This window comes from Pedobacter sp. AK017 (genome assembly GCF_014200825.1).
Taxonomy (GTDB): domain Bacteria; phylum Bacteroidota; class Bacteroidia; order Sphingobacteriales; family Sphingobacteriaceae; genus Pedobacter; species Pedobacter heparinus.
The window spans coordinates 38,614-50,704 of the sequence record NZ_JACHCW010000016.1; the positions used below are offsets into that span (position 1 = coordinate 38,614).

The window sequence follows — 12,091 nt, forward strand, 5'->3', positions numbered from 1 at the left end:
ATTGATCTGTATGTTTGTAACTTTTCTGTTATTTCCGCTTGCTTTTGAATTATACCTTATAAAAAAAGCTGCGTAAAGCAGCTTTTTTTATTTCTTCTCCGGAGGTGTATTCACAATTTCTCCAAATTCATTTACCCAGGCCATCATGCTTTCCAGATCTCCACCTGTAGAATTTTGCTGACGTTCCAGTTTACGTTGTTCTTTATCTTCTTTTTTCTTTTGTCTGTTTTTTTCCAGTTGCTTCTTCATGAAGGTAGCCTGAGATTTAGCCATAAATTCAATCAATTAATTAAAAAATAACTTTCCTCTGCGCTTACCTGTGTAACCTTATAATGATTCGCTAGGATCATGCTGGTCTGAGTGTAATTTAATTCCTGGTTGACAACGGATCTACAACCGAATGAATTTGAAGCCAATTCAATAGAAGAGTTGGCAGATAATGGGAAGAGAAAAGTATTAGAATATCCCGTTTTATGCAAATATAAGCAATTTTATCGTAAAAACCTTATCTGTTTACTTTACCAGGGTAACTGTATAGCTTATTGCAGCGCTAACGGTCATTACAGCAGTGGTCACTTCTTTTGCTTTAATGGTGATGCTGTATTTCATAGCAGGTTTTGAGATATATGGTTTCAAGGTTTCGGGCAATATGACCGGGTTTAGGGTCAGCCCACGGCTTAATGTTTTGGAAGGAATGGATACACTGGCCAGGCTATCGGTTTTACTGCCATCGGTAAGGCTGAACTTGATGGATTGAAGATTGGCGAAATTGTTTTTTGTATCAATGGAATCTTTAACAATTTCAGCTAAACCAAGGTTGATACTTTTAAGCTTAACCGAATGCAGGTTCGAAGCTGTCAGGTCCTGGACCTGGGCATTGATCTGGTTTTCCAGGTTTATGGTTGTTGCTACGTTAGGTAGGGTAAGGGCATTATCCAATGTTGCAATTACAGGGATTTTAAAATTAACCGTGTCTGTAACAATGGCATCCCGCTGTAAATTTTCTGCTATTTTACTGCATGAGGTATAAATGACAACCGGCAAAATTACAGCAATATATAAGACTTTATTTTTCATGGCGGGCTAAGGGTAGAGGTGTGATTTATACGCAGCAAATATTCGAAATAAAATCGAGACCATCAATCCTTAACCTCATTCGGTTAGCTTTTGTCTGGTCGTTTATCTTGTTTTTTAATGCACCATTTTTCCTCCCTAAATCGAAGCAACTTATATTATATTTGGCGTTTCTGTACTCCAGAATATTATTTTGTTTGTTTATATAACTATTTATTAATCAATATAATTAATATTATTTATATTGATTTTTTATTTAATTTAAAATTACCTGATAAGGGTAGTTATACTTAAAACACAAAATAATATTCTGAAACACATATTTTTATTCTGTTTTACATTGTATTATGATCTTTATTTAAACTAATACTGCTGCCTGTTGTAAGCAGCTGAAAAATCACCTCTCATTCCCTTAAAACGTTCCACTACCGTGGCAATAAATGCCTCATCCAGGATCTGGAAAATTTCATTCGCCCCACCACCTGTCAGGTCCAGTTCGGAGAGTTTATAACTCTGTTCCAATGTTCCCTGTTCAAATTTGATGATGTACTTCTGGTTCATGTTAAATAAAGTGATCTTACAATCCGGATGGGGCAGTTCTGCAATTACTCTCATATTTTAATTATTTATATTTTAACGCCGATCTCTTTTAAAAGAAAGTTGGCATGGTCAATTTTAGCGGCTACCCATAACACATAACGGATGTCGACCCCTATAGACCTGCTATAACTTTCGTTCCAGGCATAATCATTAATCGTAGCACCGTAAGCACGGTCAAAATTTACACCGATCAATTCACCGCGGTCATTCATAATAGGGGAGCCAGAGTTGCCCCCGGTAGTGTCCATATTATAAAGAAAAGCTACAGGTACATCTTTAAGGTCTTTTTTGGCAAAAGGCCCAAAGTCTTTGGCCTCCCACAATGCCCTGATCTGCGCCGGGTAATCAAATTCCGGATTTCCGGTTGTCCCTTTCTCCAGTATACCCTTTATAGTCGTGTATGGGCGCATATATGATGCGTCTGCCGGCCAGTATCCCCTAACATAGCCATAAGTCAGCCTTAAAGTACTGTTCGCGTCGGGGATAAAGTCTTTCTTCAGGAATTTTTCTTTAACATTCACATAATCGCCCATCAGCTTATTCAATATGCCTTCCCGGCGGTCTTTCTCTGATTTCAGTTCGGCTATCTGCCGGGCTATTGCTTTTTCAAAAACCAGCAGAGGATCGCTGTATGCAGTAAGTGAACCAGGGCTTGCCAATAAAGTATGGAACACATAAGCACTATCTTTCAATTTGCTGATGTTAAATGTTTTATCGATAAAACGGCTAATCTCTTTTTCACTATCGGAAGTAAGGTTTAATATGCTTAATGCATTTACCTGCTGGTCTGAAGGGAGTGCTGCAGCATCAGTCAGCATCTTTTTAAAGATGTTTTTGTCGGCCTCAATATCATATGAAGCATAATTTCCAGACAGAAACTCTTTTAAGCGTGGCAGGTTCTGTTTAAAGAAAGCTTCCTGCTGGTTTGCCGGCTGAGCTTCAAGATCTGCTTTGAATATATTGATGTTTTTGGATACACCCAGTAAACTGGTTGAGTTGTAAAGCTGGGTAAGCCATAAATCCCGCTTGGCATCTCCGTTAATTAGTTTGTACAGGTTGTCAATGTCGGTCATTAAACTGCCATACCTGGCTTTTACTTCCACATTATTGTTAATGAACCGGGCAAGCTCCGCATCCTCCGCTTTCTTTTTGCCAACCAGGTCGATGCCCTTTAGGCCCTGTAATTTACCTCTGTAGTTTTTCATTACATTGGCGTTTCTCTTAATCCTGGTTGCCAGTTTAATTTCGGTCGCTTTATCTTTTTTGCCGGCATTTTCCATAGTGGTATTCTGGAAATCATATAGGTCCGAAACGTAGGGCAATACAAATTGCTGCTGATAGGCAATGAACTGGGCAGGGCGGTGGCGGAAAGTTTTGCCCGGATAGCCCAGAATGAATACAAAGTCTTCCTCGTTGGTTCCGTTGGGGTTTACTTTCAGGAATTTTTTTGGCTTGTAGGGAACGTTGTTTTTTGCGTATTTGGCCGGAGAACCATCTGGTGCCACATAAGCACGCATGAAAGAGAAGTCGCCCGTATGACGTGGCCATACCCAGTTGTCGGTTTCTCCACCATATTCACCGATCTGCCGGTTGGGCACATAAACCAGCCGCACATCCTTTATGGTTTTATACCTGAACAATACATAAGTTTTTCCGATAAACATTTCCGATACTTCGGCTTTTATGCCCGGGTCTTTTTTCTCGGCCTCAACTTCAATGTTTTTCATGGCGTCGTTAATCAGTTTTAACCTTGAAGCAGGGTCGGTAACCTGCGATACTGCACCTAAAATACGATCAGACACATCCTCATAACTATCAGTAATTCGACAGGTTAGTCCCTTTGCCTCAATTTCCTGTTCAGCTGTTTGTGCTACAAAACCATTGCTCAGGTAATCGTGTTCAGGTGTGCTGGCCTGCTGCACGGCACTAAAAGCACAATGGTGATTGGTGATGATCAGTCCTGCATCAGATATAAATGAGCCGGTACAGCCACCAACATTGACCAATGCATCAACCAGACTGGTGCCATTTGGATTGTAGATTTCATTCTGACTGATCTTTAAGCCAGCTTTTTTTAGATCCAGTTTATGGATTTCGCTTAAGGGGAACATGCCCTCTTCCCAGGGCTTATAGCCCGATTGCACAATGCCGACTGTAAGCAATGCGCCGGTCAGCAATAATGTAATTCGCATTTTTTTATTCATCTTTGTTATGTATAGCAGTTAGTTTCCGTTAAGCTGGTATTGCTTTCATTGCAATGGCCATTAAAAAGGTCAAATCTAAAATTTTAATCCGAGTGTTTGTTTATCTTTTGTGCATCTCTGTCTGCGGTCAGTGTATATGCACTGATATTTGCTTGAGTATAATACTTCTGGTAAATGTCTGTTTTTGACATACAAAATAAAGTACAAACAAAGCGTATAAGAAAAGGAAAAAGGCTGAGGTGGATAGTTTATTGCTGCGGAATGTTTAATTTTGCAGTGTAAAAATATAAGTTCATGGCAGAAGACCTGATCATTGCAACAAATGTAAACAAAGAAGCTCAATACCAATCTTTAATTCCACAAATTAAAGCCCTGATTGATGGTGAAGATGATCAGATTGCCAACCTGGCTAATATCGCTGCAGCTTTAAAAGAGCAGTTTAAATGGTTTTGGGTGGGTTTCTATCTGGTTAAAGGAGATGAATTGGTGCTTGGTCCATTTCAGGGACCTGTAGCCTGTACCCGCATCAACAAAGGAAAGGGTGTTTGCGGGGCATCATGGCAACAGGATAAAACGCTGATTGTGCCTGATGTGGATGCTTTTCCCGGGCATATTGCCTGCGCATCTGCTTCAAGATCGGAAATAGTATTGCCCTTGCATAAAGGAAATGAAGTAATAGGAGTTCTGGATGTGGACAGTGAACATCTTGCTCATTTTGATGATGTTGATGCCAGATACCTGCAGCAAATAATTAACTTGTTAAATGGCTAAACTTCCATTTTCTTTTTATCAGCATGAGGATGTGAATGCCCTGGCAGTGGGGTTATTGGGCAAGCAATTGTTTACCCTGGTGGATGGCGAATTAACTGCGGGTACCATTGTAGAAACGGAAGCCTATAAAGGCGTGATTGATAAAGCCTCGCATGCCTATGGTGGCAGGTTTACGCCCCGTACAAAAGTGATGTACAGTTCCGGTGGCCTTTCTTATGTATACCTTTGTTACGGCATCCATCATTTGTTTAATGTGGTTACTGCCCCCCAAGGAACACCACATGCAGTACTGATCAGGGGGCTGGAGCCGCTTATCGGCATAGATGTGATGCTAAGGAGAAGAAATATGGAGGTTGTAAGACCGAACCTTACCGCGGGTCCGGGAGCACTGGCCAAGGCAATGGGCATAGATAAGCTGCTGAACGAAAAAGACCTGCTGGGCGATGAGATCTGGATTGAAGACACTGGTCTGAAGTTTAGTGAAGAGACCATTGCAGCAGTTCCGAGGGTAGGTGTGGATTATGCAGAAGAGCATGCACTTTTGCCATGGCGGTATTACATCAAAGGAAATCCTTATGTAAGTAAACCTAACCGTTAAGTTTTAAACCATGAATTTTGAGTACAATTTAGCAATATGATAAACTATAATCCGAAAGACTGGGTAACCTTTATATTTCATGTGCACAAGGCAGATACCATCCGTACGTTATGGCCATTGATGATCAGTGTGGCGGTATTTTCAGGTATAATTGCTTACCTCGAACTGAACTATCTGAAACTTGCAGAAACAACTTATGTTAAAAATATAGGCATGATGCACAATCTCCTGGGTTTTGTAATCTCGATGTTGCTGGTATTCCGCACCAATACTTCGTATGACCGTTGGTGGGAAGGGCGCAGGTTTTTAGGGGCGCTGACCAATGTGAGCCGGAATTTTGCCATTAAGATCAAATCTTTAAAACTATCTGAAGCGCACAATGAGTTTTTTGATTATGCCATTGCCAAATATGCTTTTGCTTTAAAAGAGCATTTAAGGGAAAAACAGTATTTCGGAAAAAACAGTCTGCTGATCGAAGTAGATGGCGGAAAACATATTCCCAATCAGGTGGCTGCAAGTATTTCATCCAGGGTATTTGAGCTGCAGGCAGATGGCGAGATCAGTCAGGAACAGCTGATTATACTTAATGCAGATGTTCAGCAATTTACAGATATATGTGGTGGTTGTGAGCGGATTAAGCGTACACCTATTCCATATTCCTATAGTGCATTTATCAAGAAGTTTATTTTCATTTATGTGATCACCCTGCCTTTTGGCTGGGTGTTTAGTCTGGGTTATTTTGTAGTGCCTATTGTTCCTTTTATCTTATATGTACTGGCCAGTCTGGAACTGATCGCAGAGGAAATAGAAAACCCTTTTGGCGAAGATGCCAATGACCTTCCTGTGGATGAGATATGCAACAATATTGAAAAGCATGTTGGGGAGATCTTAAAATAACATGGTTAAAATAGCCTGGCATCCTTTATATGCCCACCCGCTTCCCGAAGGACATCGTTTTCCGATGATCAAATACGAACTGATCCCAGGACAGTTGTTACATGAGGGGCTGATCAGCGCAGCTAATTTATTTGAGCCGGGCTTGCTTGAGGAAGAGGTTGTCTTGTATGCGCATCAAAAGGCTTATTGGCAGCAGCTAAAATCACTCAGTTTGCCTGCCAGGGAACAACGAAGGATAGGTTTTCCTTTAACAGCACAACTACTGGAGCGGGAAATCAGGATTGCAAAGGGTACAGTTGATGGTTCCGAGTACGCGCTGCAATATGGAATTGCCTTTAATGTTGCTGGTGGTACACACCATGCTGGCAGTAACTGGGGAGAAGGATTTTGTTTGCTGAACGATCAGGCGATTGCAGCAAACTATTTGTTAAATAACGGGTTGGCAAAGCGTATCTTAATAATTGATTTAGATGTGCACCAGGGCAATGGCACTTCCGAGATTTTTGAAAATGAGCCCAGGGTGTTTACCTTTTCCATGCATGGCGATAAGAATTTCCCTTTCAGGAAAGAAAAGTCTGACCTGGATATTGCTTTGGCAGATGGAACAGGGGATGCTGAATTTTTAAGTAAGCTGAAAGAAAGCTTACCTTTGCTTTTGGCCCATCGGCCTGATTTTGTATTTTACCTTTCGGGGGTGGATGTACTGGCCAGCGATAAGCTGGGTAAGCTGGCCCTGAGCAAAGAAGGCTGCAGGGAGAGGGACAGAATGGTACTGCAGTTTTGTAAAGACCATCATTTGCCGGTGCAGGTAAGTATGGGTGGTGGCTATTCGCCGGCTATTAAGGACATTGTGGATGCACATTGCAGTACGTTTAAAATTGGTTTAGATATTTTTGAATAATTATGAAGATTGTTATTGCAGAGAAACCTTCCGTGGGACGTGAATTGGCAAAGGTTTTCGGTGCTACAACTAAAAAGGATGGATATATTGAAGGGAAAGGTTATTCTTTTACCTGGGCATTTGGCCATTTATTACAACTGGCCCCGCCGCAGGAATATGGTTTTATAGGTTGGCGAAGACAGCATTTGCCTATGCTGCCCAAGAAATTTAAACTGGCTATCCGTAAAATCAAAACCAAGGACGGCATGGTTGAAGATCCGGGTGTGCGGAAGCAGCTGGATATCATTAAAAAGTTATTTGATGAAGCTACAGAGATCATTGTGGCAACGGATGCCGGGCGTGAAGGTGAACTCATTTTCCGCTATATTTATTATTTCCTGAAATGCAAGAAGCCTTTTAGAAGGCTCTGGATTTCATCGCAGACCGATGAAGCCATAAAAGAGGGGTTCAGGAACTTAAAGCCGGGTACAGATTACGATACCCTGTTCAATTCTGCACACTGCAGGTCGGAGTCTGACTGGCTGGTAGGGATGAACGCCACACAGGCTTTAAGTATCTCGGCAGGAAACCGTTCGGTATTGTCGCTGGGCAGGGTACAGACACCTACACTGGCCATGATCTGCTCCCGTTTTCTGGAGATCAAAAATTTTGTCCCCCAAACTTATTATCAGCTGGCCATACAGCTGGATAAGGACGGACAGCTGTTCAGGGCCATGTCGGTCAGCAATTTTGATAAAAAGGAAGAAGCAGAGGAACTGCTGGCTAAAATTGAAGACGTGGCCTCGGGTTTTAGTAATGGAGGGAAGATTTTAAGTGTGGAAGCCAAGCCGCGTAAGGAACCACCACCATTGCTGCATGACCTGAGCAGTTTGCAGCAGGAGGCCAATAAGCGCAAGGGCTTTACGGCAGACCAGACCTTAAGTTTGCTCCAGGGTCTTTACGAAAGCAAGCTGGTTACTTACCCGCGTACGGGCAGCCGGTATATCGGCGATGATATATTTGCGGGTGTGCCTGCTTTGATCGATAAGGTAAGGGGCCATAAAGATTTTGGAAAGCAGGCAGAGTTTCTGCTTACGGTTCCTTTAAACAAGCGCAGTGTAAATGCGAAAAAGGTAACCGACCACCATGCCATTTTACCTACAGGCGAGTCCCCTTATCAGTTAAGTGGTGATAAACAAGCTGTTTATGATATGGTAGTTGGACGGATGATTGAGGCTTTTCATCAGGAATGTGTAAAAGAGATTACTAAGATATCTGTCGAATCCGGTTCTTTATTTATTGCCAATGGCACGGTGATCCGTACTGCTGGCTGGCGGTCGGTATTTAATGAATCGGATGAGGAGAAGAAGGATGAGGATAACCCGGCATTGCCTAAGTTGAAAAAAGGAGAGGAGCTTCCGGTTACCAATAAGGCGTTGCTGGAAAAGCAAACCAAACCTAAAGCAATGTACAATGAGGCTTCTTTGTTAAAAGCACTGGAAACTTCGGGTAAGGACATTGAAGATGAGGAATTGAGGTACGCTATGAAGGATAGCGGATTGGGTACACCCGCTACGCGTGCGGCCATCATCGAAACGCTCATCAGCCGTGAATACGTTTCCAGGGAAAAGCGGAACCTGGTGCCCACAACTAAAGGACTGGCAGTTTACGATGTGGTAAAAGACCAGAAAATTGCCCAGGCTGAACTGACCGGACAATGGGAAAAAAGGCTGGAAGAGATCAGGTCTGGTGCTTCTGTAAGTGATTTTAAAGCCGAAATAGCCGATTACACCAAAACCATTACCAATGAATTGCTTGCAGCGGGCTTAACACTGGCAGAAAAAATATAAAAACTAAATACCGGTAGCTGTACTGGCTTTCTGCCTCAGGAGCTCCTGCAGTTTTGAGGTAACAGGGCCAATGGTTCCGTTGCCAATGTTTTTCCCATCTATGCTTGTAACCGGCATGATGTTTTTGGTGGTGCTGGTAATAAAAGCTTCTTTTGCTGTGGCCAGGTCGTCCAGTGTAATTGCCCTTTCTGCAACCAGTATGTCAGTTTGTACCAGGTTAAGGATGTTTTTACGGGTAATGCCCTTTAAAATACTTTCGCCGGCGGTAAGTACTTCATTCGCTGCTGTAACCAGGAAAAAATTAGCGCGCGGGCATTCGCGCAGAGCACCGTTGTTATGGTAAAGCACATCTTCGGCAGCATGTTCTTTTATATAAGGCTGCAGCCAGATGGCGGTTAAGTAATCGAGGGTTTTGATGTGCGAAAGCTGACGCTGATAATTGTAGGTAACCAGTTTAATCCCTTTATTGATGGCCTGCTGGTTAATGGCAAAGCTGTTTTGGGTGATGATGAGGTTGGGCTTTTCGGCCAGGTTATAGCCATCTTCTGAATAGCCACCTGTAAGGGTAATCCTGATGCCTGAATCGGGAAGGTTGTTTCGTTTCATCAGTTCAGCCAGGATTTCTTTTAGCTGGCTGCGTGACAGGCCAACCTGCAGGTGCATCTGTGCTGCAGAATAATAAAAGCGGTCTAAATGATCATCAAGGAATACCGGCTTGCTGTTAACCGTTTTGAAAAAATCAAAAATGCCATAGCCCCGCTGTACGGAAAGATCTTTTATAAGGATGGCAGAATGCTCGGCCTGAAAAAAGGCATCATTGATAAAAACGAAATTGTTGTTCATTATTTTACGGTGTTGTAATGTTTTAAGATCGGGATAACTTTATCGGCCGGAAGGGCGGCGACTTCCTTGCCGTTGCCTTTCATGTTTTCTGCTGCAAAAAGGGAATTGATGATGGCTTCTTCTGTCGCTTCTATAGCCCCCATAAACAAAGCCGAGGTGTAATCGTTTGTCAGCAGTTCGGTGCCCTGTGTTGGGCTGGCAGGGCTGTGGGCAATTCTCAGCTGTTCGGCCGTAGAGAATGCAATAACATAATCGCCACTGCCGTTTGAGGCAATGCCCCCTGTTTTGGCCAGTCCCATAAATGCCCGTTTCGCCAGACGCTCCAGATTCCGGCTGTCTATAGGTGCATCCGTAGCTACTACAATCATGCAGGATCCGTCTACGTTGTTCAGCAGCTGGTTGCTGAAAGTAAAAGTACCCAGCTCTTTACCAACAGGGGCACCTGCAATCTGCAATACACCGCCAAAATTGGTTTGTACAATTACACCAATGGTATAGCCACCCATGCTTTTGGGTAATTTTCTGGACGAAGTGCCGATACCGCCTTTAAAACCGAAACAGACGGTGCCTGTGCCGGCGCCAACATTCCCTTCGGTCACATTTCCGCCTGTAGCAGTCTGGATAGCCTGGAGCACATCCTGCCGGCTAACATGCCTTCCCCTGATGTCATTTAAATAGCCATCGTTGGTTTCACCCACAAGCGCATTTACAGATTGCACTTTCTCATTTCCTTTTTGCTGCAGGGTATAGCCAACTACAGCATCCATAGCGGTTGCCACATTTAAGGTATTGGTGAGCACAACGGGGCTTTCCAGGTTCCCCAGCTCCATGACCTGTGTGCTTCCGGCAAGCTTGCCAAATCCGTTTCCGGCAAATATGGCAGCCGGTACTTTTTGCTGAAAAAGGTTGCCCGAGTGCGGCAATATGGCGGTAACGCCTGTTCGGATATGATTGCCCTTAATAAGGGTGGTATGGCCAACTTTAACCCCGGGAACATCGGTAATGGCATTGAACAGGCCAACAGGTAACACACCAATGTTGATGCCATAGTCTCTGGCCCTCATTTTTTTTTGAGCAGCGCCAATCTGGGGAGACAATAAACACAAGAGGAACAAGGTCTTTCTTAACATGATGCAATATTAACGATAAGCCTGTTAAGATACAATTGATGTGTAGCCGGCGTGTAAATTTAAGCTGCGCTAAGCTATTGGGCTTGTAAAAGGCCTGGTGTAATATATATTTGTCTTTTAATGCCTTGGAACGGGAGAATTATTTAATGAAAAATACTATGTATGTTATTTTGCTGATCGTTGTGCTGCTTGGGTTGACCATCATTTTGGTACTTCGCCTGCCCGTATTTGGGGGTGTGCCTGCCGGAAAGCGTTTGGAGCGGATAAAAAGCCTGGCCAATTATAAAGAGGGAGCCCTGCAAAACCTTTCGCCCACACCGATGAAACCGGATGGTGTAAGTTACTGGGATATGATCAGGGGAATGATCAAAGGTAATGAAAACAGTTCACCTAAAAAGCCTTTACCGCATAAGGTGCCGGATTTTAGTGGATCTGGGCAGACTAAACTCATCTGGTTTGGTCATTCTTCCTACTTTTTACAGATAGATGGGGTAAAAATACTGGTAGATCCGGTATTTAGTAAAAAACCTTCTCCATTTTCTTTTTTGGGCAGCAGCGCCTACAAGGGAACGGATTTTATCAAAGCAGAAGATTTTCCTGAAACGGATATTATTTTAATTACCCACGACCATTATGATCACCTGGATTATCAGAGTATCTTGAAACTGAAGGATAAGACCAGCTTGTTCATTACTTCTTTAGGTGCAGGTGCGCACCTGGAGCGATGGGGGGTACCTGCAGCTAAAATAAGGGAACTGGTATGGGGCGAAGAAACGCTGGCCAGAGGCTTAAAGTTTAGGGCAGCCCCAGCCCGCCATTTTACAGGCAGAACATTTACCAGAAACCAGACTTTGTGGTCGGCCTTTGTGCTGGAAGGTACAAAACACAAACTGTACCTGGGAGGAGATTCGGGGTATGATACCCACTTTAAGGAGGCCGGAGAAAAGTATGGGCCTTTTGATCTGGCCATACTGGAATGCGGACAGTACAATACTTACTGGCCATTGATACACATGTTTCCGGAACAAACGGTACAGGCTGCCAAAGATTTAAATGCAAAAGTGCTGATGCCGGTGCACTGGGCTAAGTTTAGCCTGGCCATGCATGCCTGGAATGAACCGGCCATCCGAGTGGTAAAAAAAGCAAAGGCAGAAAATTTTAAGCTCACTACACCTTTATTGGGAGAATCTGTTATTTTAGATGAAAGTTATCCTTCAAAAGAATGGTGGCTGGATTAGGCATTA

The 12,091-nt window shown here is 43.2% G+C and carries 12 protein-coding genes; 6 read left to right on the top strand and 6 right to left on the bottom strand.

Annotated elements, in window-relative coordinates:
• Positions 1-87: 87 nt before the first annotated feature.
• From HDC92_RS19935 to HDC92_RS19950, 4 genes are all read right to left on the bottom strand, one after another.
• Positions 88-273, bottom strand: a complete 186-nt coding sequence (locus HDC92_RS19935; protein WP_015807853.1) for a hypothetical protein — start codon at positions 271-273, stop codon at positions 88-90.
• A gap of 240 nt (positions 274-513) precedes the next feature.
• A complete protein-coding gene (locus tag HDC92_RS19940) occupies positions 514-1,077 on the bottom strand; it encodes a hypothetical protein (protein ID WP_183876818.1) in 564 nt (187 codons plus the stop codon).
• 360 nt (positions 1,078-1,437) lie between these two features.
• Positions 1,438-1,689 carry a hypothetical protein gene (locus HDC92_RS19945; protein ID WP_015807855.1) on the bottom strand — a complete coding sequence of 84 codons (252 nt, stop codon included), beginning with the start codon at positions 1,687-1,689 and terminating at the stop codon, positions 1,438-1,440.
• An 11-nt stretch (positions 1,690-1,700) separates the two neighbouring features.
• Positions 1,701-3,878 carry a S46 family peptidase gene (locus tag HDC92_RS19950; RefSeq protein WP_183876819.1) on the bottom strand — a complete coding sequence of 726 codons (2,178 nt, stop codon included), beginning with the start codon at positions 3,876-3,878 and terminating at the stop codon, positions 1,701-1,703.
• A gap of 294 nt (positions 3,879-4,172) precedes the next feature.
• On the opposite strand from HDC92_RS19950, the gene HDC92_RS19955 reads away from it, so the two are divergent.
• Genes HDC92_RS19955 through HDC92_RS19975 form a run of 5 tightly spaced genes read left to right on the top strand, consistent with a single transcriptional unit; the run spans position 4,173 to position 8,874 of the window.
• The gene (locus tag HDC92_RS19955; protein WP_183876820.1) at positions 4,173-4,649 is read left to right on the top strand and encodes a GAF domain-containing protein; all 477 of its coding nucleotides are present in this window, start codon (positions 4,173-4,175) and stop codon (positions 4,647-4,649) included.
• Positions 4,642-5,247: a DNA-3-methyladenine glycosylase gene (locus tag HDC92_RS19960; protein WP_183876821.1), complete on the top strand. Its 606-nt coding sequence runs from the start codon at positions 4,642-4,644 to the stop codon at positions 5,245-5,247. Before HDC92_RS19955 ends, HDC92_RS19960 begins: the two co-directional genes overlap by 8 nt.
• Before the next feature lie 36 nt (positions 5,248-5,283).
• Positions 5,284-6,144, top strand: a complete 861-nt coding sequence (locus HDC92_RS19965; RefSeq protein ID WP_015807860.1) for a bestrophin family protein — start codon at positions 5,284-5,286, stop codon at positions 6,142-6,144.
• Between the two features lies 1 nt (position 6,145).
• A complete protein-coding gene (locus tag HDC92_RS19970) occupies positions 6,146-7,045 on the top strand; it encodes a histone deacetylase (RefSeq protein WP_183876822.1) in 900 nt (299 codons plus the stop codon).
• Positions 7,046-7,047: 2 nt separating this feature from the next.
• Entirely contained in the window at positions 7,048-8,874 is a 1,827-nt protein-coding gene (locus HDC92_RS19975) for a DNA topoisomerase 3 (RefSeq protein ID WP_183876823.1), read from the top strand.
• 3 nt (positions 8,875-8,877) lie between these two features.
• Here HDC92_RS19975 and HDC92_RS19980 read toward each other — a convergent pair whose 3' ends face one another.
• Positions 8,878-9,717 (bottom strand): aminotransferase class IV, encoded by an 840-nt coding sequence (locus tag HDC92_RS19980; protein ID WP_183876824.1) that lies wholly within the window; start codon positions 9,715-9,717, stop codon positions 8,878-8,880.
• Positions 9,717-10,847, bottom strand: a complete 1,131-nt coding sequence (locus HDC92_RS19985) for a P1 family peptidase (protein ID WP_183876825.1) — start codon at positions 10,845-10,847, stop codon at positions 9,717-9,719. Before HDC92_RS19985 ends, HDC92_RS19980 begins: the two co-directional genes overlap by 1 nt.
• 146 nt (positions 10,848-10,993) lie before the next feature.
• Between HDC92_RS19985 and HDC92_RS19990 the strand changes: the two genes are divergently transcribed.
• Positions 10,994-12,085, top strand: coding sequence for an MBL fold metallo-hydrolase (locus HDC92_RS19990; RefSeq protein ID WP_183876826.1), 1,092 nt, complete (start codon positions 10,994-10,996; stop codon positions 12,083-12,085).
• The last annotated feature ends 6 nt before the right edge of the window (positions 12,086-12,091 follow it).

Coding starts and splice junctions, on each gene's coding strand:
- HDC92_RS19935 (WP_015807853.1), bottom strand. CDS start 273: ATGGCTAAATCTCAGGCTACCTTCATGAAGAAGCAACTGGAAAAAAAC.
- HDC92_RS19940 (WP_183876818.1), bottom strand. CDS start 1,077: ATGAAAAATAAAGTCTTATATATTGCTGTAATTTTGCCGGTTGTCATT.
- HDC92_RS19945 (WP_015807855.1), bottom strand. CDS start 1,689: ATGAGAGTAATTGCAGAACTGCCCCATCCGGATTGTAAGATCACTTTA.
- HDC92_RS19950 (WP_183876819.1), bottom strand. CDS start 3,878: ATGAATAAAAAAATGCGAATTACATTATTGCTGACCGGCGCATTGCTT.
- HDC92_RS19955 (WP_183876820.1), top strand. CDS start 4,173: ATGGCAGAAGACCTGATCATTGCAACAAATGTAAACAAAGAAGCTCAA.
- HDC92_RS19960 (WP_183876821.1), top strand. CDS start 4,642: ATGGCTAAACTTCCATTTTCTTTTTATCAGCATGAGGATGTGAATGCC.
- HDC92_RS19965 (WP_015807860.1), top strand. CDS start 5,284: ATGATAAACTATAATCCGAAAGACTGGGTAACCTTTATATTTCATGTG.
- HDC92_RS19970 (WP_183876822.1), top strand. CDS start 6,146: ATGGTTAAAATAGCCTGGCATCCTTTATATGCCCACCCGCTTCCCGAA.
- HDC92_RS19975 (WP_183876823.1), top strand. CDS start 7,048: ATGAAGATTGTTATTGCAGAGAAACCTTCCGTGGGACGTGAATTGGCA.
- HDC92_RS19980 (WP_183876824.1), bottom strand. CDS start 9,717: ATGAACAACAATTTCGTTTTTATCAATGATGCCTTTTTTCAGGCCGAG.
- HDC92_RS19985 (WP_183876825.1), bottom strand. CDS start 10,847: ATGTTAAGAAAGACCTTGTTCCTCTTGTGTTTATTGTCTCCCCAGATT.
- HDC92_RS19990 (WP_183876826.1), top strand. CDS start 10,994: ATGAAAAATACTATGTATGTTATTTTGCTGATCGTTGTGCTGCTTGGG.